At 63.5% G+C, this 24,859-nt stretch carries 19 protein-coding genes; 8 read left to right on the top strand and 11 right to left on the bottom strand.

Annotation, left to right across the window (positions count from 1 at the left end; genetic code table 11):
* Nucleotides 1-39 precede the first annotated feature (39 nt).
* Nucleotides 40-1,137: an AraC family transcriptional regulator ligand-binding domain-containing protein gene (locus AC1VVK_RS01860; RefSeq protein WP_482904143.1), complete on the bottom strand. Its 1,098-nt coding sequence runs from the start codon at nt 1,135-1,137 to the stop codon at nt 40-42.
* 147 nt (nt 1,138-1,284) lie between these two features.
* Complete coding sequence (locus tag AC1VVK_RS01855; protein ID WP_482904142.1) at nt 1,285-2,025, bottom strand: FadR/GntR family transcriptional regulator; 741 nt, start codon at nt 2,023-2,025, stop codon at nt 1,285-1,287.
* 258 nt (nt 2,026-2,283) lie between these two features.
* On the opposite strand from AC1VVK_RS01855, the gene AC1VVK_RS01850 reads away from it, so the two are divergent.
* A complete protein-coding gene (locus tag AC1VVK_RS01850; protein WP_482904141.1) occupies nt 2,284-3,222 on the top strand; it encodes an alpha/beta hydrolase in 939 nt (312 codons plus the stop codon).
* A 20-nt stretch (nt 3,223-3,242) separates the two neighbouring features.
* Here AC1VVK_RS01850 and AC1VVK_RS01845 read toward each other — a convergent pair whose 3' ends face one another.
* The 8 genes from AC1VVK_RS01845 to AC1VVK_RS01810 form a co-directional block, all read right to left on the bottom strand.
* Nucleotides 3,243-4,154: an SDR family NAD(P)-dependent oxidoreductase gene (locus AC1VVK_RS01845; protein ID WP_482904140.1), complete on the bottom strand. Its 912-nt coding sequence runs from the start codon at nt 4,152-4,154 to the stop codon at nt 3,243-3,245.
* A complete protein-coding gene (locus AC1VVK_RS01840) occupies nt 4,151-5,038 on the bottom strand; it encodes an SDR family NAD(P)-dependent oxidoreductase (protein ID WP_482904139.1) in 888 nt (295 codons plus the stop codon). The genes AC1VVK_RS01845 and AC1VVK_RS01840 overlap by 4 nt, the downstream gene beginning before the upstream one ends.
* Before the next feature lie 25 nt (nt 5,039-5,063).
* Nucleotides 5,064-5,957 (bottom strand): SDR family NAD(P)-dependent oxidoreductase, encoded by an 894-nt coding sequence (locus AC1VVK_RS01835; RefSeq protein ID WP_482904138.1) that lies wholly within the window; start codon nt 5,955-5,957, stop codon nt 5,064-5,066.
* Nucleotides 5,954-6,496, bottom strand: coding sequence for a nuclear transport factor 2 family protein (locus tag AC1VVK_RS01830; RefSeq protein ID WP_482904137.1), 543 nt, complete (start codon nt 6,494-6,496; stop codon nt 5,954-5,956). The genes AC1VVK_RS01835 and AC1VVK_RS01830 overlap by 4 nt, the downstream gene beginning before the upstream one ends.
* 107 nt (nt 6,497-6,603) lie before the next feature.
* The gene (locus AC1VVK_RS01825; RefSeq protein WP_482904136.1) at nt 6,604-7,587 is read right to left on the bottom strand and encodes a phosphotriesterase family protein; all 984 of its coding nucleotides are present in this window, start codon (nt 7,585-7,587) and stop codon (nt 6,604-6,606) included.
* A gap of 12 nt (nt 7,588-7,599) precedes the next feature.
* Nucleotides 7,600-7,725 (bottom strand): hypothetical protein, encoded by a 126-nt coding sequence (locus AC1VVK_RS01820; RefSeq protein ID WP_482904135.1) that lies wholly within the window; start codon nt 7,723-7,725, stop codon nt 7,600-7,602.
* A gap of 173 nt (nt 7,726-7,898) precedes the next feature.
* A complete protein-coding gene (locus AC1VVK_RS01815; protein ID WP_482904134.1) occupies nt 7,899-9,605 on the bottom strand; it encodes a class I adenylate-forming enzyme family protein in 1,707 nt (568 codons plus the stop codon).
* Nucleotides 9,606-9,615: 10 nt separating this feature from the next.
* Entirely contained in the window at nt 9,616-10,803 is a 1,188-nt protein-coding gene (locus tag AC1VVK_RS01810; RefSeq protein ID WP_482904133.1) for an FAS1-like dehydratase domain-containing protein, read from the bottom strand.
* A gap of 346 nt (nt 10,804-11,149) precedes the next feature.
* Between AC1VVK_RS01810 and AC1VVK_RS01805 the strand changes: the two genes are divergently transcribed.
* A complete protein-coding gene (locus tag AC1VVK_RS01805; RefSeq protein ID WP_482904132.1) occupies nt 11,150-11,968 on the top strand; it encodes a sugar phosphate isomerase/epimerase family protein in 819 nt (272 codons plus the stop codon).
* Between the two features lie 50 nt (nt 11,969-12,018).
* Here the strand turns inward: AC1VVK_RS01805 and AC1VVK_RS01800 are convergent, their stop codons facing one another.
* A complete protein-coding gene (locus AC1VVK_RS01800) occupies nt 12,019-13,269 on the bottom strand; it encodes a glycosyl transferase (RefSeq protein ID WP_482904131.1) in 1,251 nt (416 codons plus the stop codon).
* Nucleotides 13,270-13,761: 492 nt separating this feature from the next.
* Here AC1VVK_RS01800 and AC1VVK_RS01795 point away from each other — a divergent pair, with 492 nt between their 5' ends.
* The 6 genes from AC1VVK_RS01795 to AC1VVK_RS01770 all read left to right on the top strand — a co-directional run bounded on the left by AC1VVK_RS01795 (nt 13,762) and on the right by AC1VVK_RS01770 (nt 24,857).
* Complete coding sequence (locus AC1VVK_RS01795; protein ID WP_482904130.1) at nt 13,762-14,430, top strand: response regulator; 669 nt, start codon at nt 13,762-13,764, stop codon at nt 14,428-14,430.
* Nucleotides 14,427-15,782, top strand: coding sequence for a sensor histidine kinase (locus tag AC1VVK_RS01790; protein WP_482904129.1), 1,356 nt, complete (start codon nt 14,427-14,429; stop codon nt 15,780-15,782). Before AC1VVK_RS01795 ends, AC1VVK_RS01790 begins: the two co-directional genes overlap by 4 nt.
* A gap of 75 nt (nt 15,783-15,857) precedes the next feature.
* A complete protein-coding gene (locus AC1VVK_RS01785; protein WP_482904128.1) occupies nt 15,858-17,138 on the top strand; it encodes an efflux RND transporter periplasmic adaptor subunit in 1,281 nt (426 codons plus the stop codon).
* Nucleotides 17,135-20,269, top strand: coding sequence for an efflux RND transporter permease subunit (locus AC1VVK_RS01780; protein ID WP_482904127.1), 3,135 nt, complete (start codon nt 17,135-17,137; stop codon nt 20,267-20,269). Before AC1VVK_RS01785 ends, AC1VVK_RS01780 begins: the two co-directional genes overlap by 4 nt.
* Nucleotides 20,266-23,454 (top strand): efflux RND transporter permease subunit, encoded by a 3,189-nt coding sequence (locus AC1VVK_RS01775; protein WP_482905097.1) that lies wholly within the window; start codon nt 20,266-20,268, stop codon nt 23,452-23,454. The genes AC1VVK_RS01780 and AC1VVK_RS01775 overlap by 4 nt, the downstream gene beginning before the upstream one ends.
* The gene (locus AC1VVK_RS01770; RefSeq protein ID WP_482904126.1) at nt 23,451-24,857 is read left to right on the top strand and encodes an efflux transporter outer membrane subunit; all 1,407 of its coding nucleotides are present in this window, start codon (nt 23,451-23,453) and stop codon (nt 24,855-24,857) included. Before AC1VVK_RS01775 ends, AC1VVK_RS01770 begins: the two co-directional genes overlap by 4 nt.
* Nucleotides 24,858-24,859 lie beyond the last annotated feature (2 nt).

Genomic DNA, 24,859 nt, shown 5'->3' with positions numbered 1-24,859 from the left:
TAACGGCGCTGCCGCCTTCGAAGTCTCTTTCATGCACGCTCAGGGCAAAGCGGCGACGCAGCTCTGGCGTAATTGCCTCGGCGTCGCATTCAGCTGGGTTCTTGCGAAACGCGACATCGCGGACTGTTCGGAGAAGCCGAGCTTCTCGGATATCCGACCAAGTGGAAGCGCGGTGTGACGCAGGTAGTACATCAGGACGTCGCGGCGCACCTCGTCCTTTATCGTCTGAAAGGTGCAGTGTTCCGATTGCAGCCGCCGATGGAGAGCTCTGCTATGGAGGTCGAGCACATGTGCCACGTCCTCGACGGCACTGTTGCCGGTCCAGAGCAGTTGCATGACAACGCTGCGGACCAATGCCTGGAATGCCGGCCGCTGAGTGCCATATTCCCTTTCGATGCGTTCGATGAGTTCGCTCAGCGAAACCTCGTCGGGATCGAAGATCGGCCTCGACAAGTCTTCTGCCGTGAAGGCAACGCCATCTTCGTTGCAGCAGAACCGAACGTCGCATTGGAAGTATCGGCGATAGAGCGAGGGGCGCGATATGGCCTCATGACGGAAATGCACGCGGCGCGCACCGACATGCCCGCCGGTCATGGAACGGGCAGCCAGATGGCCGGCAAGCAGGGCATGCTCGATTGCCTGGCTTCTGCTTGAGATGTCCTCCGCGAGCAGCTCGTGCCCCATGAACACGGTCTGTCCGGATATCGTCCGCCCCATCCAGACCCGGGCGCCCAGACTGTGCGCCGCGTTGTGCGTGGCCGCGTAAGTGAGGGATTCGCCGAAATTGCGGCAGTTTCGCATCACGTTGCCGAGCGGCCCGAACAAGGCCGTCCCGCCCTGCCGTTCGGCAAGCCGCATTCCAAGATCATCGACGTTGAGAGTTGCCGCGGCCTGTTCCAGAACCCCGACCCACTGACGGCAGCTCACAGCCCCCTCGATCTCGCAGCTTTCGCAATCCAGATCGAACGCCCCGAGAATATCTTGCGCATCACCGCCCAGCTCACGGATCAGTTCGGGCAAAAATCGCAAAATCCGCGCCTGAATTGTCTGTGATGCGGATTCTGCCATCCACTGCGCAACTGTGTCTTGCGTTTGACGGTTCATCTTCTGATGTCCGCTTCCTGAAGTCAGCACCATCTCATGAGCGCCTTCGGATTGAAAGCTCGCAGGCTTCCCGCACCATGCATGTACCGTCAAGCCTGCTCGGATTGCTGGAGCGATGCCCGACAAAATGCGGATCTGCGGAGCAACGAAGTGGTGCGCGCCACGCTCGCCCGCCCGTAATCAATCGAGTTCTTCCTGCTCGCGCTTCATATGGAAGCGTGCCCGGATGCGGCGCGCCCAGACTTTTCGGCTGTACTGGCTGGCAATAGCGGCAAGTTCCGGATCGCCCTGAATGAGTGCCCCAAATTCCATCAGCCGGGCATTGCGCCAGCTCTGTACGAAACGGCGATGTTCAGGCGAAACATCGTCCGCTGCCGGCCCCTGGTAAGTCCTGCGCGAGAAGGCCACGTTGATGTCGAAGATGAGCTTGATGTACGCGCTGTCAGCCAGCTCGAACACAATATCCTGCGTCTCACGCTCGAGTTCCCGGACTTCGTCGAAACCGGCATCGTCGGAGACCGCGCGGGTCCGCTCCACAAGCGTCGCCGTCTTCTCCACAATCACGTCATGCGGCGCATGAGCGGCCTTGCGCATGGCCTCGACCCATAACGCGGTGGCGATGACGGTGACATCCTCCGGGGGCACCTCCATCATCGATAGGTACATGCTGACAATGGATTCGATCGTTTTCGAGTCCGGCCGGGATGCGAAATAGCCACCGGCATTGCCGCGGCGAACGGCAAGAAAGCCCTCGCGCTCAACCAGCCTTGCGGCTTGCCGAACGGTAGCCCGGGCAAAGCCAAGCTCGGAAATAAGCGCCTCTTCCCGGCCAATATAGGTTCCGGGCTCGCGTGCGAGGACGATCTCTCTCAACTTGTCCGCCGCGGTGTCGAGTGCCGTTCTGCTTTTGCGCTTGTCCATCCCGCACTTTCAAATCACGAAACCGATCGCATCGTCCAGTCGGTTGGCCTGGGGCGATGCGGCAAGTCCTATGCCACGCCTGACAGCCTTTGAGTATCCTTTTTGACATCGATATCGCCAAAAGAGGAAGCGTAACGCGCGCTCCGCATGGGCCGCTTCCGAAGCATAGAAAATGCCTATGGCATTGCCAAGAAAGCCTATTTGACCCTATGCCTTCGTGCGTGCCATCCCCTCCCCACACAACAGGGGAGATGCTGGATGACGACGGGCAAGTCGGTATATTTTGCCTTGGCAATGGCCTGCATGACGGCAGCCGGTAATGCGGCGGCGCAGCCCGCCGACTATCCGGCGCCCGCTCCGGCAAGTGCACCGGCCGAGACGGGCGCCATTCCGCTCTACGGAGCCAAGACCCCCGGATCTGCCGACAGCGAGAACTGGTCCCGGTATTTCGGCAAGGACTACTCGGTCCGCAATGTCACCCGGCCCACCCTGACACCGGTTCTTCCCGATCCGGGCAAAGCGACCGGCGCCGCCGTGATCGTGGCGCCCGGTGGAGCTTTTATGGCGCTTTCCATGTCGCACGAGGGCTGGGATGTCGCGCAGGCGCTTGCAGATCGCGGTATTGCCGCGTTCGTTCTGAAATATCGCCTCCTTCCGACCCCCAAGGACGAAGCGGAAGCCGGAAAATATGTCTGGGCCAAGATGATGGCGGGCATTCCCGATCCAACCAGACAGCCGGAGCTGACCAATCCGCAGGCCACTGAGGATGGCCTTGCCGCGCTGAAGGTGGTGCGTGAAAACGCCGCGAAATGGGGCGTCGACCCTGCCCGCGTCGGCATGATCGGCTTTTCGGCCGGCGCCATGACGTCACTCCAGACCGTCCTTGCCGCGAAGCCGGGCGAGCGGCCTGCCTTCTTCGGGTATATCTACGGTCCGCAGGCAAAGATCGACGTTCCGGCTGACGCATCGCCGATGTTCGATGCGATCGCCCTGGACGATCCCCTGTTTCCCTCGATGGGCTTTCCGATTGCGCAGGGCTGGCTTGCAGCCAAGCGACCTGTCGAAATCCATGGCTACCAGCAGGGTAGGCATGGTTTCGGGCTCGGAAAGCCGAACACGACGACAACACTCGTGCTCGACGAATTCACCGCGTGGCTTGCAATGCAAGGGTTCCTGACCCGCAAAGCCGCGCCCTGACCCGGGGAGAGTGCGCGCCGTTATCCGGCGCGCACCATTTCGAAGCTTCGCGCCATGTGCTGCGAAAAGCCGTCCTCTGCCGGATGGAAGGTCCACAAGCGATCGGTGTCGCGGATCGCATCGATGTTGTCGCCAACGGTGTCGATGCTCCAGTCCGGCCGGTAGAGTCCCTCCGTCTCGGTAATGAAGGCACGCGCGACGCGCCCGCCCATCGAGACGTACATCTCACCCGTAACCGAACAGCTCTCATGTGCCAGCCAGCCGACAACGGGGGCTACGAGTTCCGGCCCCATCGGCGGATACTGCGAGATATCAAGGCCCTCGGCCATGCGCGTCACTGCGCCGGGCAGGATGATGTTGGACTTCACCCCCCGAGCCGCGCCTTCGATCGCGACGATGTTGTTGAGGCCGATCATCCCGGACTTCGAAACCGCGTAGTTCACCACGCTGGGCATCGAGTATAGCCCGCCGATCGATCCCGTCAGGACGACGCGTCCATAACCGTCCTTCGTCATGCGTTCGAACGCCGGGCGAACGACGTGAAAGGCACCGAGCAGGTGGACATCCACCACCGCGCGGAAATCCTCGTAGCTGATCTCATCCAGCATCGCGAAACGGTTGTTTCCGGCGTTGTGGATCAGCACGTCGATCCGGCCGAAAGCATCCAGCGCCGCCTCGACGATTGCCTTGCCGCCTTCCGGTGTCGCAACGCTGTCGGTCGAAGCCACCGCCTCATATCCGGCATCGCGAAGGGCCTGGGCCGCCTCCTCGGCGGGTCCGGTATCCGATCCGCTCCCCGACAAGGCGCTGCCATTGTCGTTGATGACGACTTTGGCGCCGAGCGAGCCGAGCAGTTCGGCATAAGTCCGCCCCAGCCCGCGCGCGCCGCCTGTGATGACGGCCACCCGCCCATCGAAACGACGATCTCTCATGATGCTCTCCACGTTGTATCGCCAGCCGCCCAAAGAGGGGCGCCGCGCGTTTCTCTGAGGGACGGAATCGTGCGTCCGTCGCGGTCGGTCAGACCATATTCGGCGGCCAGCTCCGCGTTGATGAAAGTGCCGCCCGAACGCGAGCCGACGTGCGGGTCCATTGCGAGCGCCGCGATCACCCGGCCTGGAAACTCGGGAGAGGAGCCGACCGCGCTGTTGAGCTGGTTCGCCATGCCCGGCACCGTCTTCAGATTTTCCGTCGCGCGTTCGGTGTAGGTGAAGCCTTGCCACAGCGAGACTGCCGAAACGCCTGTCCCGCGCAGTTCATGGCCCATGTCCCGCATCATGCGGTCGGTTGCGGTCTTCGTGGTGCCGAAGATCACGTCGTACGTGTACGTGACGCCCACATAGCCGGACAGGGCCGCGATCAGCCCCGATCCCTGCGGGACCATGATCTGCGCCGCGTGCCATGCCGCGATGTAGGCCGCGCGCATCCCGGTGTCCCAGATCTCCCACTCGTCGAGCGGCTTCTCCCAGAAGCCATCGCGCCGGGTCATCGCATCGGGAATGGCCATCGCATTGTTGACCAGGATGTCGAGGCGGCCCTCATCGCGGCGAACCTGCTCGAACAGCGCCGCTATCTGGGCATCGTCGGCAAGATTGAGGGGAACCGCGACCCCTCTGCCCCCGCGCGCGTTCACCTCTTCCACCGTCTGGTTGACCGTTCCCGGCAAGGCGTGCTGACCGGGGTCGACGGTCCGGCCGGTTATGTAAACCGTCGCACCGTGCTCGGCGAGGGCACAGGCGATCCCCTTGCCGATGCCGCGACTGGCGCCAGTGACAACGGCGACCCGGCCTGCCAGTCCATTCGATAGGCTACCCATGGTTTTCCTGCCTTCTACAAAATGCTCATCGGGCATCGGTAGTCGCCGCGATCGGCTTCCACACCGGCGATCCGCGCGTGGCGCGGGCGGACTGGATCACCTGCCCGTCGACATCGGTGAGGCCATATTCCTGCGCCAATTCGGCAGTGACGAACTCGCCGCCCGAACGCTTCATGATCTCCGGATCGGCGGCCAGCGCGGCGATGACCCGTCCCGGATGCTCCACGCTGCTGCCATGCATCTGCGTGATCGAGGTGGTCATCTGGTCGCCCATCTTCGCCAGATTGTCCTTCGCCTTCTCGGTAAGCGTCAGCCCCTGCCAGAGCGTGAGCGAGGCAACGCCGTGCGGCTCCAGTTCGATCGCCATATCGCGCGCCATGCGGTCCACGGCGGACTTCGACGTCCCGAATATCACGCCATAGGTGTAGGTGACGGCCGCAAAACCGGAAATGGCGACGATCAGCCCAGACTTCTGCGGAACCATAAGCCGGGCGCCATGCCATGCCGCGACGTAGTTGGATTTCACGCCCACGTCCCACATCTCCAGGTTGGAGAGCGGCTTCTCCCAGAACCCCTTCGGCTCCAGCAGGTCGTCGGAGAGCGAGAAGGCATTGTTGACGAGAATGTCGAGACGGCCCTGCTCTCCCCCGATCCGTTCGAACAGGGCTGCCACAGCCGCATCGTCGCCGTGGTCGCAGGCCACGGCGATACCGCGTCCCCCGCTTGCCTTTCCGCGCGTATCGCACTCGGCAGCCGTGCCGCCGACGGTGCCGGGCAGGTAGTAGTCGCCCTCCCGCACGGTGCGCCCGGTGACGTAGACGGTTGCCCCCTGTTCGGCGAGAACGAGTGCAATACCCTTGCCAATGCCGCGACTGGCCCCGGTTACGAGCGCGACTTTTCCGGTGAGCGGCGCGCTCATGCGTCCGCCCCGGTGAACCAGCGTTCGCTGAAATCGCCCTTGGCCCGGCCGGGGAAGTGCTCGGCCGTGAAAGGATAGCCCATCACGCCCTTCGACCAGTCGGCTGCGGCGCCCCAGTCCTGCTCCCAGTCGTAGAGCATGATGCGATCGATGATGCGCCACTCGCTGCCGCGTTTCTCGAAGCGATCGAGATAGCGACCGCCGATGCAGGTATCGCGCTCTCCTCCCTTGGCACCTTCGCCCACGTCGACGCGGTGGTAGGAAAACACGTGGCTTTCCACCGACGCCCGGTCTCCGTCGAGTTCGATGTACGACTGTCCGATCAGGTGCTGCGTGTCCTTGATGGCATCCGCGCCCGGGACGACCCAGGCGAGATAGGCTTCGAAGTCACCGGAATAGACGCCGTAATCGAAGTGCGCTTCGGGCCACCAGCAGGAGCGGATCAGCTCGGCGCTGCGACGATCCTCGCCGCGTGCCAGGCGGGCAATGCAATCGCGAATTGCCTCGCGATCGGCGAGCAGAGTGAAATCGGGGCTCATTGTTCCTCTCCTTGACAGGCTTGCGGCGCCTGATTGTTTCTTGATTACCGCGCGGCAGACCCTGAACTCTTGACGGATTGCGACAGCTTGGGCCTGCGAGCCATCGGTCAGTGTGGCACGCGTTCCTTCACGAGCACGCGCCGAGGGTTGGCGATCAACATGCGCTCTATGTCGAGCTGAGAGACGCCAGCGTTACGGAGTGCCGGCAGCACGTCGTCGTGAATATGCAGGTAGTGATGCTGGGGCATGGCCTGGTTATAATCGTCGACTTCGGGAAAGAAGTCCGACCAGCAGCAGCAGTCGTGGCTCAGAACCATCTGCGAGGCATAACCGCGACTGACCATTTCGGCGATCGTGGCCACGCGCTGTTCCATGGAAATTTCGAACTCCACGCCGAACCGGTCCATTCCCAGCATCGAGCCGCGGTCGGCGATCCTCATCAGGTAATCGATATCCGTGGTGTCGCCGCAGTGGCCGATTACCACATTCTCAAGGTCGACGCCTTCTTCGGATAGCACTTTCTGTGCGATGAGGCCGGTTTCGTGCTTCGCCGAAGTGTGAACCGTAACGGGGGCACCGGTCAGCACATGGGTTCGTCCGACGGCCCGCATGATGCGCTCGACACCGCCCGTCAGGCCGGGTGCATCGATCGCACATTTCAACATTCCTGCCTTGATGCCGGTGTCCGCTATGCCCTCGACGATGTCGGCTACGAAGTGCCCGACCATCGGTTCCACGCCGGTATCGTGGAGCAGTCCGGGGCCCCAGTACTGAAACGGGGCCGGAACCGCATCGAACGTGTAAGCGCCTGTCGAAACGATGATGTTTATACCGGTTCGGGCCGCAACTTTGGCGATGCTGGGCATGTGCCGCCCAAGTCCCAGCACGGTCAGATCGATGATCGTATCGAAGCCGGCCGCCTTCAGGTCGTCGAGCCGCGAGACCGCGTCATCGATCGTCTTGGGGGACAGGAAATCGGGCCGATAATTGAAGGTGTATTCCATATCCATGAGGAAGACATGCTCATGGATCAGGACCCGGCCGAGGTCCTTCTCGGAAATCGTCCCGTTTGCCGTTTGAATCGTGGACACACCTCAATCCTTTCAGATTTCCAGGCAGACTTTGCCGAGCAGGTCAGGCCCCGGCGAGGTGACGCCGATCGGCATATCTCGCGGGTTCAGGTCGATGATGAAATCCTCCCTGGATGCGTCGCGGTTGTCGCTCACCATCTCTTCGTGTGCCGGTCAAAGCGCCTTCGGCGTTCTCATCAAATGGAACGGCGCGGCGGCTTCAAACTTGACGGATCGCGACACGTCGCCATCAGCGGCCGAACTTCGCTGTAGCGATGGCGCCCGGATTCACCATGTCTCCGCCGCCATCACGCAACCGGCATGGGGAATGGTCAGGCCGTTTCATTCGCCAGCCATTTTGCCGCAAGCGATCGGAGTTCGGATGTCTTGATCTTGGCCGATCCCGTCAAACCCAATTGCTGCTCGTCGAGACCAATGACCCGGCGAGGTACCTTGTAGCTTGCCAGCACCGCACGCAGCCTTTCGCGAACCGCATCCTCGCTCATTTCGCCGGCGACATGGAACACCACGCAGGAGACGACGATTTCACCCAGCGTTTCATGCGGCACGCCGACCGTCTGGCTCATCTTGACGCCAGGCAGCGCGCGAATGGCCTCGTCGATTTCGAGCGGGGAAACGTTGGCACCGCCGGTCTTGATGATGTCGTTCAGTCTGCCTTGCCAATGAAGGCGGCCCCGCTCGTCGAGCCGTCCGCCATCTCCCGTGCGGAAGTAGCCTTCCTCGTCCAAAGTCTCGAACAATGGCGTGCCGAGATATCCCAGCATCAGCGTCGGCCCCTTGACCGCGATCTCTCCATTCTCGCCCAGTGGGACCGGGTGCCCTGTGAGGGGATCGACGATCTTGATCAGATTTCCGGGCAGCGGCACCCCGTGGCTCTCGGCGGCATCATCGGCGGTGGTCATTGCCGGAAACGCCGCGCTCAGCGTGAAAGTCTCGGTATTGCCGTAGCAGTGCCTTGGCTCGATCCACGCAGTTGTGACTGTTGGATGAGCGGCAATCGGACATGCCGTATCCACGAATGCCAGCGAGGAGAGGTTCACCGCTTGCCAGTTTGGAGCCGCCGTAAGCTGCTCCCATTGATGCGGCCACGCGAAGGGAAATGTCACGCGCTCCGCCTGAAGGAGATCCAGCGCCTCTGCCGGATGGAAGGTGCGCTGAAGGATCAGCGATCCGCCCATCGACAGGGTGCCGCCGATAATCATCGCAAAATTGCCAGACCAGAAGAAACCGTTGGCCGTCCAACTGCGCACGGCGTCGCTCAGCCCCTGCTGGCGCCCCATCCGCCACATTTGCAGCGATACGCCTTGATGGGCGGAAAGGATGCCTTTTGGCCGCGCGGTCGAGCCCGAGGAAAAGAACAGCGCGCCCGGATCGGCCGGAACCACACTTTTCGCTCTCGCGTCCAGCCGGTCGTCCGGCACCGCGCGCCCCAGATCCAGAAAGCCATGCCAGGAGCGGGCAGCCCCCCTCCCTTTCCCGCCCACCACGGCGAGTTCCCGCAGAAACGGAAAGCGGTTCGACGCATAAAGGCCAGGCGCGCTTGTCCCGATTTGCGGATCAAGCCCGCAAAGGATCTCAAGGAAATCCTTCTTGAGCACGCTCTCCTCAAAAAGAAGATATGACACTGCCGAATGCTCGATCAGATATTCAAGCTCGGCCGGGGTCGAGAACGTGCTGATCGGCGTAGCGACCCCGCCTGCCAGTGCTGCCCCGAACATGGCTGAAAGGAACTCGGCCCGATTGGTCATGAGGACGCCGACACGCTCCCCCTTGCCCAGCCCGGTCGCTATCAGCGCCTTGGCGACTTCCCGCGAACGGTCCCACAAGTCGCAATAGCTCCATCGCTCGCGCGACCCGTCGTCAAGCCGGTGGACCAGCGCCTCACGGCCGCCATAGCGGGTCGTAACTTCCCGCAGAAAGCCGCCAAGCGTCAGTTCTCCCAGCCCCGTCTCCTCGCTGAGCGGAAGCCCGCGTGCGATGGAGACGGAGCGATCGACGACGAAATCGTGCGAAGACAATGGCCGCCCCTCAGTACGGAAGCTGAACTTCGTTGACCGAGGTGACGACGATCTTGCCGTCCTGATTGGTCATCTTCACCTCGATCCGTACGACCGGGAAGCCCCATTCGGAGTTCTCGATTTTCTCGATGACTTCGCCTTCGATGTAGGTGACATCACCTTCGAAAGCAGGGCCTCTGAATTCGCTCTTGGCATGGCGGACCATGCCGTCATGCCCGGCCCAGAATGCGAGGTAGTCGGTATTCCAGGCTGCCATCGTCGCGCCGTAGCCATAGGCCCGGTGCATGCCGATCTCGCTGGCACGACCATCGTCGATATGTCCGCGCGAGGGGCCGAGGTAGAGGCCGTCACGCAGACGCGGATCGGTCATCGCGCCCACCTCGTCGAACGAAAAGCCGTCGATCCAGCCCATGTCCTGATTGACCCAGCAATCGGGAACGCCCTCGACGCCCTGCCAGTAGAAGCTGCCCCAGATGTTGAAGATAAAAGCGCGGTATTCGGTGGTGAAGCTGGCGATCGAGTGCGGCCCGATCACGCGGCGGGGCAACTTCTGGCCCACCGAGACTTCCTCGAAATGCGGCGACTTGCCTTCGCGGTTGGACAGGAACCAGTCGCGGCGGATCTTGTCTATCTCGTCGAGTTCAGTAGCGGTCCACTTGTGCGGCGTGCCGGCGGTGGAGGCATACATGCCGCGCTTTTCCGCTTCCTTCGCCAGATAGCGGATCACCGTGGGGCAGGATTTCGCCACCAGATCGCCGCGCTGGTTGCGGTGGATCGTATCGCCGCGCTGGAACAGCGTGGGGCCGGCAAACTTGGTGTCGGTCAGCTTGTAGCCGGTAAAAATGCGCTCGTGGCTCAGGTGGTCGCCGGGGCGAACGTGGGTGCCGTACCACCACCATTCCTCGCCGCCGAAGATCATGTGCTGGCCGTCGATCCGGCCGACGCAGGCCTGATTGTTGCCGTGACCGTAGTCCAGCGCGACACAGATCGATTGCGGGGCGATGATGTCCCCGAACTTCGTCTCCTGTGCGAAGCGCTGATCCCAGTGGAGCGGGTTCACATAGTCCATCGCCATGACCCAGCGGCGGATATCGGTCTTGTTGCACGGCTCCCAAAGCTCGCCGCCGCCGACCTTGTGGCCAAGCCGCCATTCGACGTCGCTGATGTCCATCTTCACCTGGGTGTCACTATCCGTCACGCCAACTCTCCCAATTGTCGTCTTGGTCTGCCGCCGGCGGATCACCGCAGGCTGCCAGCCGTCCGTGAGACAATCGCGGGGATTCGCCGCGCAGACTTGACGGATCGCGACGCCCGGCAACGCGCTGTGGCGATATCGGCGGCAACGCTCTGCGCGAGCGCCGTGGCGGTGGGCAATCAGACGCATCGTCTCTACGACGCCGAAGGTAATCCATCAGCCATCTGAGAACAGAGGCGCCGGAGGGATCAATACCGGCGTTCTTGGTTCAAGGTGTTGAGATTGATATCAATTTTAGAGGTGGCCGTGAACATAATCTCGGCATCTCAAGCCTGGAGAGGACCCGAGCATGCAAGATTCGACCGACCAGAAATTCGGCATGGAATTCATAAGCGTGCTTGGTCAGGAGCCGTCCGAGTTCGTGGAGCTTGCTGCAAAAGTGGGGTGCTCCCGGATTGGACTGGCCCCCTCACCCATTACCGGACCGCTTGGAACCGACCCGCAATGGACGCTTCGCGGCGACCGACCGCGTATAGCGCGGCTGAAACAGGCGCTGGCAGATCACGGGGTAAAGATCAGCCTCGGGGAAGGCTTCATCATCATGCCTGGCCGAAACATCGCCGATGCTGAAGCCGATTTTGATCTCATGGCCGAACTGGGTGCCGAGCGCCTCAACATCTGCGCGATGGACCCGGACCCCGTGCGCAATCTGGAACAATTTTCGACCTTTGCGGCTTTGGCTGCCGAACGGGATATGCCGGTTACGGTTGAGTTCATGCCGGCAACACCTGTTCCCGATCTTGCCGCTGCACTGGCATTCGTGGAAGCGTCCACGGCATCGAACGCCAGCGTGCTGGTCGATGCGATGCACTTCTTCTGCTCTGGCGGGACAATCGAAGAACTGCGCAATGTGTCCGAGAACAAGATCGGCTATGCGCAGCTATGCGACGCGAAGCAGGTCAGCTTTTACGACGAATATTTTCAGGATGCGCGGCAGGAACGGCTGCTGCCAGGTTTGGGCGTGCTGCCGCTGGCCGATTTCCTTCATGCGCTACCGCCCGGCTGCCCGACAGGTCTGGAAGTTCCGTCGATCACCAGCGCTTTGGCCGGTTTGCCGCGAGAAACGCGCCTGATCCAAGCCCTCGATGCAGTCCGGGCGCTGCTCTGACACTCACGGACCGGCGGGTATCGAGCGGCGTCCGGGTAGGGAGGACAAATCTACCTGAACGATAAGTCGCCGCTCTGAAGCCGGATCGCGGCTCTGCCCGATGCGGGCAGCGCATGATCGACTTTCATGCTTTTCTCGATGAGGACTGCCGCCCTCGCAATCGGATCGGCGGCGGAAAATTGCGCTTCACCGTCCTCATTCCAATCGAGCCCGTCCAGAGCAGCCTGTGCGCGTGCCATCTGCGCGCCCTTGAATCGAGGATGATGCTGGAACGCCTGCCCAATCGCGTCGAGAACATCGCAATCCGGCTGAATGACGTCGCCAAATTGCCACATGGCATAGTCCGCGTTGCCATTCCATTTCGCGTAATGCGAATTGACGAACAGGCAGGGCCGCGGTTGGACGAGAAATTCGTAGACTTGGCTGCTGACATCTCCAACGTAGAGATCGGCCCCCAAAGTATAAGTCATGTCTATCGAACGGCATGATCCCAGATCGATAATAACACGGCCAGTTACAGCCATCGCCTCCAACGTTTTTCGGCGAGTATCGTCCCAATTCTGGGCCAGCCGAACATGAGGCGCGACGACCAGATTGTATCGATCATCGCCTGCAACGGCCTCGATCAGGCGACAAGTGAAACTGTCCGCCGATGAAAGCTTTTCGCTGAAATGCGGATTGTACAGAATGACCGGCCGATCGTTGTCGAACAGGCGAGGTGCCTGTGCATGTCTGCGGAGACTTGCTGAAATTTTTACCGGTCCGGACGCCGCGCATCTGTCTTCGTTGACCAGCCCTTCGGCCAGCAGCCTTTGGCGGTCTTTCTGGCCTGCGACCACGACATAATCGAAATAGCGAAAGCGCTTTTCAAAGCCCACTGCGCGATCGCCCGCGCCGTGCGGGATATGAACGATCTTCGGGCATCGTCCGGGCAGGCGCTTGAGAAGCGTGGAGGTACGCTCCGCGCACAGAATGGCATTTCCCGCCCGAATTCGACGTGCCCAGACCAGAAGCCGTGCAAGCTTGTCAAGCTTTCGCGGCGCGCCCCGACCGAGTGGCGTCGGAAGATCCATCGTCACGATGGTTGGCAAAGGGTATCCCAGGGCAGTTGCCATGTCTTCTACGTCGGCAACTTCGTCCGCATCCGGAACGAAAATGGTGACGTCGAAAGTCCCCCGGCGCTGCAGTTCAAACGCTACAGGCAGGAAATGGGCAAACTGATGCCGCCCGCCGATGGCAGGCACATGCAAGCGCGGCTTCACGTCTGTCAGCCGTTGTGAAGGTGATGCGGAAGCGAACATGGTGCAAATTCAGTAGAAGACACTGGATCTCCGGGGGGCATCGCTACTCCGCCAACGGCGGCATGTCCTTTTCACATCGAAACCAAGCGCGCCCGTCATATTTCCTCAAATCAATCGCACGATTTGCCCCAATTTAGGTGGCGCTTAAGCAGCGAAAGAGAGCGCTGTCCAGAGATCTGTTTGAACGAACAGGCCGGATGGCCCATGCAATTGATGCGGATAATAGTTCGGCGAATTGCGGGTTTGCCGATAAGGCACTCGGGCAAATAAAGAAGGCGGCCTTTCCGGGGTGTTCATCCGGTTGCGGAGCCGGCGGCGATGTTAAGCGAAATCTATCTCGACGCTATCACGAAGACGCCACACTTTGCGGATGGGCAAAGTGTGCGACGTCACGCAGATATATGCTGATTTTTCGTGAGTCGGGGCCGTCCATGGAGTCGGTTTCATGACGCGGGCTGTTCAAGGCGTGCTCCACCCACAAGGAAGCGTCGGATGCGATTGCTGGTAGTCGAAGACAACCCCGATCTTGCGAACGCGATCGCACAGGCCTTTGCAGCGCACGACATTCGCTGCGACTGGGCCGCGACGGCCGGCGATGCGGAGTTACTTGTCGAAACCACGGACTATTCCGCGCTCATCCTCGATCTTGGCCTTCCGGACGAGGACGGGCTCTCTTTGCTCAAGCGCCTGCGGAACGCACGCATTACCGTGCCCGTCATAGTGGTAACGGCGCGCGGCGAAAGTGAGATGCGGATCAAGGGGTTGGATAACGGCGCCGACGACTATGTCGTGAAGCCGTTCCTCTTTGCCGAACTCCATGCGCGCCTGAACGCGATCCTGCGCAGGCAGAGCGGCTATGTCGATACGCTGCTGCGGACGGCGAACCTGACCCTCGACCAGCGTTCACGGGAGGTCACAGTCGACGGCAAGCCTTTCGAACTGTCGACCCGTGAAATCGAGGTTTTAGAGCTGCTTATGCGCCGAAGTGGGCATGTCGTGCCCAAGCAGGTGCTTGAAGATCAGCTGTTCGGAGCCGGGGACACGCTCGGTTCCAACGCCGTGGAAGTCTATGTCCACCGCTTGCGGCGAAAGCTCGAAGAATTGGCCGCTGTCAAAGTGCAGACGGTGCGCGGAATCGGTTACATGCTGTCCGCGGCATGAGGGGCCAATGGCTTCCGCGATCGCTGTTCGGCAGGCTCTTGCTGGCGCAGATCGCCAATATTCTGGTCCTGGCGATCATACTGCCCGTGATCCTTTCGCACACGCTTGCCGCCACCGCAGATAGTTTCATCGCCGCGCGGCTTGCCCGGACCGCAGACCAGGTGGCTCGGCAGGTTGAGGCGCCGGGCGATCCGACCAGAATTTCCGACAGTTCGGCATGGCGGGGCGGCCGCAGTTTCGCATTGCTCGATCCCGAGGGAAAGATCCTCCTGCGCAGCCCCAGGGCCTTGCCCGAAGGCATTCTCCACATGCCCCGGCCCGGAGAAAAAGGCTTGGAAAGGCATGGTCGCTACGACGTTCTCACCCGCCCTCTCGTGCGCGGCGGCGTGCCGGTCGGCCGGATCGTGGTCGCGCAGGATCGCACGGTTCCCGACGAGATCGTGGACGATGTTGTCGATGAGTTCCTCGGCCATTTCCTGTGGGTGCTGCCGCTTGCCCTGCTGGCTTCGCTGTTCGTCTCGCTGGTCGTGATGCGGCGCGTGACAGGCAATTTCCGGCGTGCCGCTTCGCAGGCGGACCTTATCGGCCTGACCCGCCTTGATGCGCGGATCGATGAAGCACGGCTGCCGAGCGAGGCCACCCCCCTCGTCCACGCCACGAACCGTGCGATCGCTCGGCTTGAAGCGGGTTACCACGAGCAGGGCGAATTCGTGGGCAATGTTGCGCATGAGCTGCGCACGCCGCTTGCGCTGCTGTCGCTGCACACGGAACAGCTTCCCGGCTCTCCTCAGCGCGATCAGTTGCAGGCGGATATCGAGAAGGCCAACCACGTCGTCCGCCAGTTGATGGAACTTGCCGCGATCGACCGTCTGCATCCCGAATGCCGGCCGGTGGATTCGATCGAGGTGGCGCGCCGGGTTGTCGAGTCCATGGTCTCCATCGTCTACAACGCGCGCCACAGCATTTCGTTGGAACTACCGGACGAGCTGCCTCCTCCGGTGCAGGCGGTAAGCGAATTGCTGGAAATCGCGCTCACCAACCTGATCGACAATGCCGTACGGCACACCCCGGAAGGCTGCATAATCTGGGTCGTCGTGGAGGCAAACGGGTGTCTGGTGGTGGAGGACGACGGGCCCGGGATCGATTTCGACGACAACGAGACAGGGCGCCGCCGTTTCCGCAGGGGCGGCACTGCCCGCACCGACAGCGCGGGTCTCGGCCTCAGCATCGTCGAGCGCATTATGACCGTCTGCGGTGGAACGCTGGAAGTGGAGCGTGCGCCCAACGGCGGCGCCCGCATCCGTTTGCGAATGGCTCCGGCAGACAGTCGTAATGTTGATGTAAGTTCGTGAGCCCAAGCATCGGCGGATCGTGCTTCCGACAATGACTGCGGGCATCACGACCGGCAGGCGAGGAGAGCAGCGGGAATGGCAATTGAAGGTCAAACCGGCGAAGATCCGGCGGGGCGCTACGAAGGCGAAACACCGCCCGTCAAGCGCAGGAAGCCTTTGCTCATCGCCCTCCTGATTCTGGCGGCACTGGTATTGGTCGCGCTGGGCGTGCGGCATTTTGCCACGAAAGCGCGGGAATCGAACGGGCGCCCTGCAGCAGCGGTCAATGTCGGCAAAGCGGTACGCGCCGACGTTCCCGTCAACATCTCCGCGCTGGGCACGGTCCAGCCGGTCGTGACGGCCACTGTCCGCACGCAACTGGCGGGGACCCTGTTCAAGCTGTTCTTTCAGGATGGCCAGATGGTGCGGCAGGGGCAGGTCCTCGCGCAGATCGACCCCCGCCCCTACGCGCTTGCGCTCGCGCAGGCGAAAGCGAACCTTGCCCGCGATCAGGCACAGCTTGCCGCCGCACAAGTGGACCTAGGCCGTTATCAGACCCTGCTGCGGCAGGATTCGATCGCAAGCCAGCAGGTGGATACCCAGCGCGCCACCGTACACCAGCTCGTAGCCACGGTGGCGGCCGACCGGGCCGGTATCGGCACCGCGCAGCTCAATCTCGAATATACCTCGGTCAAGGCGCCCGTGACGGGGCGGGCCGGGATCCGTCAGGTCGATATCGGTAACTACCTGACGCCGTCCGACACCAACGGCATTGTGGTGGTGACCGAGCTCGATCCGATCGACGTGACGTTCTCGGTGCCACAGGCCCAGCTCTCCGCGATCGGGCATGAGGCCGGCAGCGGCGCGGGCTTGCCCGTGCAGGCGCGTGACCAGAACAGTCTGGCCCAGATCACGGCAGGCCATTTCCTGACGTTCGACAATCAGGTGGACACGACGACAGGCACGGTGAAGGCCAAGGCCCGGTTCGACAACAGTGGCAACGCCCTGTTCCCCAGCCAGTTCGTCAATGTCTCAATGCTGGTCCAGACGCTGCACGGCGTCGTGACCGTGCCCGTGGGAGCCGTGCGCCACGGCGCGCCGGGCGACTTCGTCTTCGTCCTTCAGCCGGACCACACGGTGAAGCTGGTCCCCGTGAAGATCGGCCCGTCAACTGCCGACCGCATCGCGATCCTGTCCGGCCTTGCTGCCGGATCGACGGTCGTTACCGAAGGCGCGGACGGCCTCGAAGACGGTGCGAGCGTGCGGCTTCCCGGTGAACATGGCACGCCCGGCAAAAACGGCGGGCATAAAGGCGGCCACGGGCACGGCCATCATGCCTCCGGCACTTCCCGGTCCAGCGACGCGGCGGGCGGATGAAGGCTCCGGAGACCTCGGCCCCGATCCCGCCCACATCGGGCGGTCCGTCGCGCCTGTTCATCCTGCGTCCGGTGGCGACGACGCTGCTCATGGTCGCCCTGCTGCTGGCCGGTCTGGTCGCCTACCGCAGCCTGCCGCTTTCGGCCCTGCCCGAAGTCGATTACCCGACGATTCAAGTCACGACGCTTTATCCCGGCGCCAGCCCAGACGTGATGGCGCTGACCGTCACCTCGCCGCTCGAACGGCAGTTCGGTCAGATGCCCGGGCTGACGCGGATGACTTCCGCGTCGTCATCGGGGGCTTCCGTCATCACCATGCAGTTCCGGCTCGACCTCTCGCTGGACGTGGCCGAACAGGAAGTGCAGGCGGCGATCAACGCGGCCACCACGCTTCTGCCCACCGACCTGCCGGCACCGCCGATCTACGCCAAGGTCAATCCCGCCGACGCGCCGGTCCTGACGCTCGGAGTAACCTCCCCCACCCGGCCGCTGGGCGAGGTGCAGGGCATTGTCGAGCGCCAGTTCTCCAACAAGATCGCACAAGTGCCGGGCGTCGGGCTCGTCTCGATGTCCGGCGGCCAGCGCCCGGCGGTTCGTATCCAGGCCAATGTCCCCGCCCTTGCCGCGCGGGGGCTGTCGCTGGAGACGATCCGCACCGCCATCGCCAATGCCAACGCCAATGCCGCCAAGGGCAGCTTCGACGGCCCGACGCGCAGCTGGACCATCGATGCCAACGACCAGCTTGCCGATGCCGCCAGCTATCGCAACCTCGTGATCGCCTTCGCCAATGGCGCGGCGGTCCGGCTCGGCGATGTCGCCAGCGTCGTGCAGGGCACCGAGAACGTGCGGCTTGGCGCCTGGATGAACGGCAGTCCGGCCGTGGTGATTGACGTGCGCCGTCAGCCGGGCGCCAATGTCATCGGCACGGTCGATGCCGTGCTGGCATCGCTGCCCGACCTTGAGGCGCAGTTGCCGGCGGACGTCCATGTCACGGTGCTGACGGACCGGACCACCGGGATCCGGGCCTCGGTCGCCGACGTGCGCTTCGAACTGGTGATCTCGGTGCTGCTGGTCACGCTGGTGATCTTCCTGTTCCTCGGCTCGCTGCGCGCGACAATCATCGCCAGCATCGCCGTACCGCTCTCGCTCGTCGGCGCCTTTGCGGCGATGTATTTCCTTGGCTTCTCGATCAACAACCTGACGCTGATGGCACTGACGATCGCGTCGGGTTTCGTGGTGGACGACGCCATCGTCGTGCTGGAAAACATCGCCCGCCACGTGGAAGACGGACTCAATCCCTTCGAGGCGGCGCTGCGCGGCGCCAGCGAGATCGGCTTCACGATCATCTCCCTCACTGTCAGCCTGATCGCGGTGCTGATCCCGCTGCTGTTCATGGGCGACGTGGTGGGGCGCCTGTTCCGCGAATTCGCCGTCACCCTGGCCGTGACCATCCTGCTTTCCGCCGTGGTCGCGCTGACGCTCGTACCGATGCTTTCCGCCCGCTGGCTGAGGCCGGCGCACGAGGAGCGGCAGCACGGCCTCTCGCGCATGACACAGGACGGATTCGCCCGGATCTCGGCGCGCTATGCAGTGCTGCTCGACCGTGTCATGGCCCGCCAGACGCTCACCCTGTTGGTCTTTGCTGCGACGCTGGTGATTACCGGCCTGCTGTTCTGGGTCATTCCCAAGAACCTGTTCCCGGAACAGGACACCGGCCAGATCGCCGTCACCACGCGCGCGCCGCAGGATGTCGGCTATGTGCGGATGGCGGCACTGCAGCAGCAAGTCGCGGCACGCATCCTTGCCGATCCCGCGGTGGCCAGCCTGAGTTCGGCCATCGGCGTCGACGGGCAGAATGCCACGCTTTCCCAAGGGCGGATGCTGGTCAATCTCAAGTCTCCGGGCGAGCGCTCCAGCTTGTCCCGGCTTCTGCCCGGACTCGAGCGCGCCGTGGCGGACATACCCGGCGTGCAGGTCTATTTCCGCCCGGTTCAGGACCTGACGATAGACACGTCCGCAGGCCTCAATGCCTATAGCTTCTCGGTTCAGGGGGCGGACGAGGGCATGGTCGCCGAGTGGGGCGCGAAACTGGCTGCGGCGCTGCAAGACAACCGGCATTTGCGCAATGTCACGTCCGACGTACTCGCCCATGGCCGCGCGGTGATGGTCGACATCAACCGCGACACGGCCGGACGGCTCGGCCTCAGCGCGCTGACCATCGACAACGCGCTCTACGATGCGTTCGGCCAGCGCATCGTCTCCACCATCTACACCCAGTCGAGCCAGAACCGGGTGATCCTGGAAGCCCTGCCGGGCAGCGTTGCCGATCCGCAGGCTCTGGGCGACTTGCGCATTCCCGTCAGCGGTACGCAGAGCGTGCCGCTTTCGACGGTGGCGACGATCCGTACCGCCGATGCCCCGCTCGTCATCACACGCGAAGGGCAATTTCCCGTGGCGACGATCGGCTTCGATCTGGCGCCCGGCGCCTCGCTCGGCAGCGCGGTGAGCGCGATCAACCGGGTCGAACGGAGCATGGGCATGCCGGAGGCGCTGACGACCAGCTTCATGGGCGCGGCCAGTGCCTTCCAGTCCTCGCTCGGCAATGAACTCTGGCTGATCTTCGCGGCGATCGTGGTCGTCTACATCGTGCTGGGGGTGCTCTACGAAAGCTTCGTCCATCCCGTGACGATCCTGTCCACGCTGCCCTCGGCAGGGATCGGCGCCCTGCTCTGCCTCTGGCTGACAGGGGCGGGACTGGGCGTGATCGGGATCATCGGCATCGTTCTGCTGATCGGCATCGTGAAAAAGAACGCCATCATGATGATCGACTTCGCGCTGGAGGCGATGCGCGCGCGGCAGGCCAATCCCCGCGACGCGATCCGCGAGGCAGCGCTGCTGCGCTTTCGGCCGATCATGATGACGACTTTCGCGGCGCTGTTTGCTGCGCTGCCGCTCATCTTCGGCGGCGGCATGGGGCATGAACTGCGCCAGCCGCTCGGCATCGCCATTGCCGGGGGACTGGTGTTCAGCCAGGTGCTGACCCTGTTCACCACGCCTGTCATCTTCCTGGTGCTGGAAGAGCGGCGAGAGCGCGGATGGCTGCGGCCACGGCCAGCCGAGGCGGCGGCGTGAACATCTCGGCGCCCTTCATCCGCCGCCCGGTCGGCACGATCCTGCTGACGATCGGGCTCATGCTGGCGGGCGCCGGGGCCTTCTTCATGCTGCCGGTGGCGCCGCTGCCACAGGTCGATTTCCCCACGATCCTGGTGCAGGCCAGCCTGCCCGGGGCCAGTCCCTCGACAATGGCCTCCAGCGTTGCCGCGCCGTTGGAGCGTCACCTCGGCACCATTGCCGGGGTTTCGGAAATGACCTCGCGCTCCGGCGTCGGATCCTCACAGATCACGCTGCAATTCGACCTTTCGCGCGATATCGACGGCGCCGCACGCGACGTGCAGGCCGCCATCAATGCCGCCCGGGCAGATCTTCCGGCAACGCTCAAGTCCAACCCCAGCTACCGCAAGGCCAATCCCGCCGAAGCGCCGGTCCTCATCCTTGCATTGACTTCCTCCACACGAAGCCCCTCGGAAATCTACGATGCGGTCTCGAACGTGGTGCAGCAGAGGCTGTTGCAGGTTCAGGGCGTGGGAGACGTGGAACTCGGCGGCGCGGCGCTGCCGTCGGTGCGGGTGGAGGTCAATCCGCTCGCCCTGTCGCACTTCGGCATCGCGCTGGAAGATGTGCGCACCGCGCTGCAATCGGAAAGCGCCAACCGCCCGCGCGGGGTGTTCGACGGTCAGGGCTATAGCTGGCAGATCTACTCCAATCAGGCCGGGCTCCACGCCGCCGATTACAAAGACACCGTGATCGCCTGGCGCAGTGGCGCCGCGGTCCGCCTGTCCGACATTGCCAATGTCACCGACGGACCAGAGGACGTGCGCACGATGGGCCTCTTCAATGGGCAGAAGGCCGTGCCGATCCTGATCAGCCGCCAGCCCGGTGCCAACATCGTGCAAGTGGTGGACGCCCTGAAGGCGCAGCTTCCGGGCCTGCGCGCGGCTCTTCCCGCCGATATTCACCTCGCCGTCGCCTCCGACCGGACGCTGACCATCCGCGCCTCGCTGCGAGAGGTGGAAGTGACGCTGCTGATCGCCACGCTGCTGGTCGTGCTGGTGGTCAGCCTGTTCTTGCGGAGCTGGCGCGCCACGCTGATCCCGGCAGCGGCGGTCGTCGCCTCGCTGCTGGGCACGTTCGGCGTGATGTATCTGGCCGGCTTCTCGCTGGACAACCTCTCGCTGATGGCGCTGACCGTCGCGACCGGGTTCGTCGTGGACGATGCCATCGTCGTCGTCGAGAACGTCAGCCGCCATGTGGAGGCCGGGATGAAGCCGCTGGACGCCGCGCTGCTGGGCGCGCGCGAAGTGGCCTTCACCGTCCTGTCGATCTCGATCAGCCTTGTCGCCGTATTCGTGCCGCTGATCTTCATGGGCGGGCTGGTCGGACGCTTGTTCCGCGAATTCGCGTTGACCATGTCGGTTGCGGTGCTGATCAGCCTTGTCGTTTCGCTGACGACCACGCCCATGCTCGCCTCGCGCCTGCTGAAGACCGAAACGCAGGAGGGCCCGGTCATGCGCGGCGCCCGGCGCGTGTTCGACTGGGCCCTTGCCCGCTACACCCGCGCGCTCGACTGGGCATTGGCCAATCGCGGGCCGATGCTGCTGCTCCTGACAGGCACAGTGGTGCTCAACATCTACCTGATCGCCATCGCGCCCAAGGGGTTCTTTCCGCAGCAGGATACCGGCGGGCTGCTGGGCGGCTTGCGCGCGGACCAGAGCATTTCCTTCTCCGAAATGAAGGACAAGCTGACCCGCATCGCCCGGATCGTGAAGAGCGATCCCGCCGTCGCCACCGTGATCGCCTTCACCGGCGGGTCGCGCGCGGGCGGCGGTTTCCTGTTCACCACGCTCAAGCCCCGGTCAGAGCGTCCCCCGGCAACGCAAGTGATTGCCCGGCTGCGCCCGAAGCTGGCGAGAGTGAGCGGCGTCAGCCTGTTCCTCAATCCCGTGCAGGACCTCCAAGTCGGCGGAAGGCAAAGCAACAGCACATATCAGTACGTGCTGAAGGCCGACGATCCCGCCGTGCTCAAGGCGGCCGGACAGAAGCTGGTCGATGCCCTGAAGCAGCAGAGCGGCGTTCTCACGGATGTCGATATCGATCAGCAGGACGCCGGGGCCAATGCCTTCGTCGACGTCGACCGGGATGCGGCGGCGCGGCTGGGCGTACCGATGGGGACCGTGGATTCAACGCTTTACGACGCCTTTGGCCAGCGACAGGTGGCAAACATCTACTCCGGCCTCAACCAGTATCATGTGGTGATGGAAGCGGCGCCGCAGTTCAACGGTTCGCCTGCCGCGCTGGCGAACATCTATCTGCCGATTGACGGCGCGGCCGCGGCGACCGGAACCAACGGCGCCAGCAACGGCGGCACGGCCGTCGCCGCTGGCAATGCCGTCAGCACGGCGGCGCGGACGATGACACCGCTCTCGGCCTTCGCCCAGTGGTCGACCGGCTCCACCAACGCCGCCGTCAGCCATTCGGACGGCGAACCTTCCGCCACGATATCGTTCAACCTGCCCTCCGGTTCGTCGCTCGGCGTGGCGGCGCGTACGATCACGCAGGCACAGGCCGGGCTCGGCCTTCCCGCCACTGTCCACGGCGAATTCGGCGGCACTGCCAAAGTCTTCGCGCAATCGACTGCCAGCATGCCGCTGCTGATCGTCGCCGCGCTGGCGGCGATCTACATCGTGCTCGGCATCCTCTACGAGAGCGCGATCCATCCGCTAACGGCCCTTTCCACCCTGCCCTCGGCCGGGGTGGGCGCGATGATCGCGCTGATCGTCTCCGGCGGGGAATTCGACATCATCGCCCTGATCGGAATCATCCTCCTGATCGGCATCGTGAAGAAGAACGCGATCATGATTATCGACTTCGCACTGGAGGCGGAGCGCGGACGCGGCCTCTCGCCGGTCGAGGCCGTTCGCGAAGCGTGCCTGCTGCGCTTCCGCCCGATCCTGATGACGACACTGGCCGCCGCGCTGGGCGCCCTACCGCTCGCCATCGGCTTCGGGGATGGTGCCGAACTGCGCCGCCCGCTGGGCATCGCCATCGTCGGCGGACTGATCGCCAGTCAGGTGCTGACGTTGTTGACCACGCCTGTAGTCTACCTCGCGCTCGATCGCTTCCGTCGCCGCGCCCCTCCTCGCGAGGGCTTGCCGACGCTATACGGAAATCCGGCGCCCATCCCGGGAGGCCCGGCATGAACCGCAAGCCGTTCACCACCTGCGCCTCTCTGGCCGTTCTGCTGCTGGCCGGCTGCAATCTCGCCCCCGCCTATCACCCGCCCACGACCGTCGCCATCCCGCCCTCTTTCAAGGAGGCGCCGGATTGGGCCCCTGCCCGCCCGAGCGACGATGTCGCGCGCGGCGCGTGGTGGTCGCTGTTCGGCGATCCGGTGCTCGACGGGCTGGAGCGCAAGGTCGCGGTGACCAACCAGAACGTCGCGGCCTCCCGCGCCGCCTATGAGGCCGCGCGCGCGATCGTCGCCGTGCAGCGCTCTAACCTGTTCCCCACAGTCACCGGATCCGTCAGCGCCGCGCGAACCGAGCCCTTTAGTGCGAGTTCCGGCACAGATCCAACGACGACCACCGGCTCTCGCTTCGCCCTTGGTATCGGCGCGAGCTGGGAGCCGGACTTGTGGGGGCGGCTGGGTAATGCCGTCACGCAGGCGGGCGCGAATGCGCAGGCCGCCGCCGGAGACCTCGCCAACGCCACCCTGTCCGCACAGGGCGAACTTGCGACCGACTATGTCCAGCTACGCGGCATCGACGAGCAGCGCGTGCTGCTGGACGCCACGATCAAGGATTACGCCCGCGCGCTGACGATCACGACCAACAAGTACAGCGCGGGTACCGTCGCTCATTCGGATGTCTATCAGGCGCAGACCTCGCTCGCCAACGCCACGGCCACCCGGCGGGATCTCGATCGCCAGCGGGGCCTGCTGGAACATGCGATTGCGGTGCTGATCGGCGAAAACCCCTCGACGTTCTCGCTTGCCCAGACCGACGTGAAGCCGACGGTGCCGACGACGCCGGGAATCCTACCGGCCACGTTGCTCGAACGCAGGCCGGACATTGCCGCCGCCGAGAGGCGGGTGGCGGCAGCGAATGCCAACATCGGTATCCAGCGTGCCGCCTACTTCCCCCAGATCTCGCTATCCGCGAATGCGAATACGGATGGCGGCTCCGTCAAGCAGCTGTTCTCTGCCGCGACGAGCCTGTGGTCGTTGGGGCTTACCGGCCTGATGACCTTGCTCGATTTTGGCGCGCGCCACGGTCAGGTCATGCAGGCGCATGCCGAGTACGATCAGGCCGTCGCAACCTACCGCCAGACAACGCTCACGGTATTCCAGCAGGTGGAAGACAACCTGATAGCCACCCGGGTCCTGGCGGAAGTGACGAAAAGTCGCATTACCGCCGCCGATTCCGCAAACCGCGCGGAGACCATCGCGAACAACCAGTACCTTGCCGGTATCATCGATTACTCGCAGGTCATCGTCGCCCAGACTACCGCCTTCAATGCGCGCCAGACCCAGATACAAGCGGTGATCGACCAGCAGACAGCCACTATAGCGCTGATGCAAGCGATTGGCGGGAAATGGGAATGATG

The sequence above is a fragment of the Novosphingobium sp. BL-S-32 genome (assembly GCF_056857055.1).
This window is presented reverse-complemented; position numbering and strand designations above follow the sequence as displayed.

Coding starts and splice junctions, on each gene's coding strand:
- AC1VVK_RS01770 (WP_482904126.1), top strand. CDS start 23,451: ATGAACCGCAAGCCGTTCACCACCTGCGCCTCTCTGGCCGTTCTGCTG.
- AC1VVK_RS01830 (WP_482904137.1), bottom strand. CDS start 6,496: ATGAGCCCCGATTTCACTCTGCTCGCCGATCGCGAGGCAATTCGCGAT.
- AC1VVK_RS01790 (WP_482904129.1), top strand. CDS start 14,427: ATGAGGGGCCAATGGCTTCCGCGATCGCTGTTCGGCAGGCTCTTGCTG.
- AC1VVK_RS01805 (WP_482904132.1), top strand. CDS start 11,150: ATGCAAGATTCGACCGACCAGAAATTCGGCATGGAATTCATAAGCGTG.
- AC1VVK_RS01785 (WP_482904128.1), top strand. CDS start 15,858: ATGGCAATTGAAGGTCAAACCGGCGAAGATCCGGCGGGGCGCTACGAA.
- AC1VVK_RS01860 (WP_482904143.1), bottom strand. CDS start 1,137: ATGGTGCTGACTTCAGGAAGCGGACATCAGAAGATGAACCGTCAAACG.
- AC1VVK_RS01850 (WP_482904141.1), top strand. CDS start 2,284: ATGACGACGGGCAAGTCGGTATATTTTGCCTTGGCAATGGCCTGCATG.
- AC1VVK_RS01835 (WP_482904138.1), bottom strand. CDS start 5,957: ATGAGCGCGCCGCTCACCGGAAAAGTCGCGCTCGTAACCGGGGCCAGT.
- AC1VVK_RS01780 (WP_482904127.1), top strand. CDS start 17,135: ATGAAGGCTCCGGAGACCTCGGCCCCGATCCCGCCCACATCGGGCGGT.
- AC1VVK_RS01800 (WP_482904131.1), bottom strand. CDS start 13,269: ATGTTCGCTTCCGCATCACCTTCACAACGGCTGACAGACGTGAAGCCG.
- AC1VVK_RS01845 (WP_482904140.1), bottom strand. CDS start 4,154: ATGAGAGATCGTCGTTTCGATGGGCGGGTGGCCGTCATCACAGGCGGC.
- AC1VVK_RS01855 (WP_482904142.1), bottom strand. CDS start 2,025: ATGGACAAGCGCAAAAGCAGAACGGCACTCGACACCGCGGCGGACAAG.
- AC1VVK_RS01840 (WP_482904139.1), bottom strand. CDS start 5,038: ATGGGTAGCCTATCGAATGGACTGGCAGGCCGGGTCGCCGTTGTCACT.
- AC1VVK_RS01820 (WP_482904135.1), bottom strand. CDS start 7,725: ATGGTGAGCGACAACCGCGACGCATCCAGGGAGGATTTCATCATCGAC.
- AC1VVK_RS01795 (WP_482904130.1), top strand. CDS start 13,762: ATGCGATTGCTGGTAGTCGAAGACAACCCCGATCTTGCGAACGCGATC.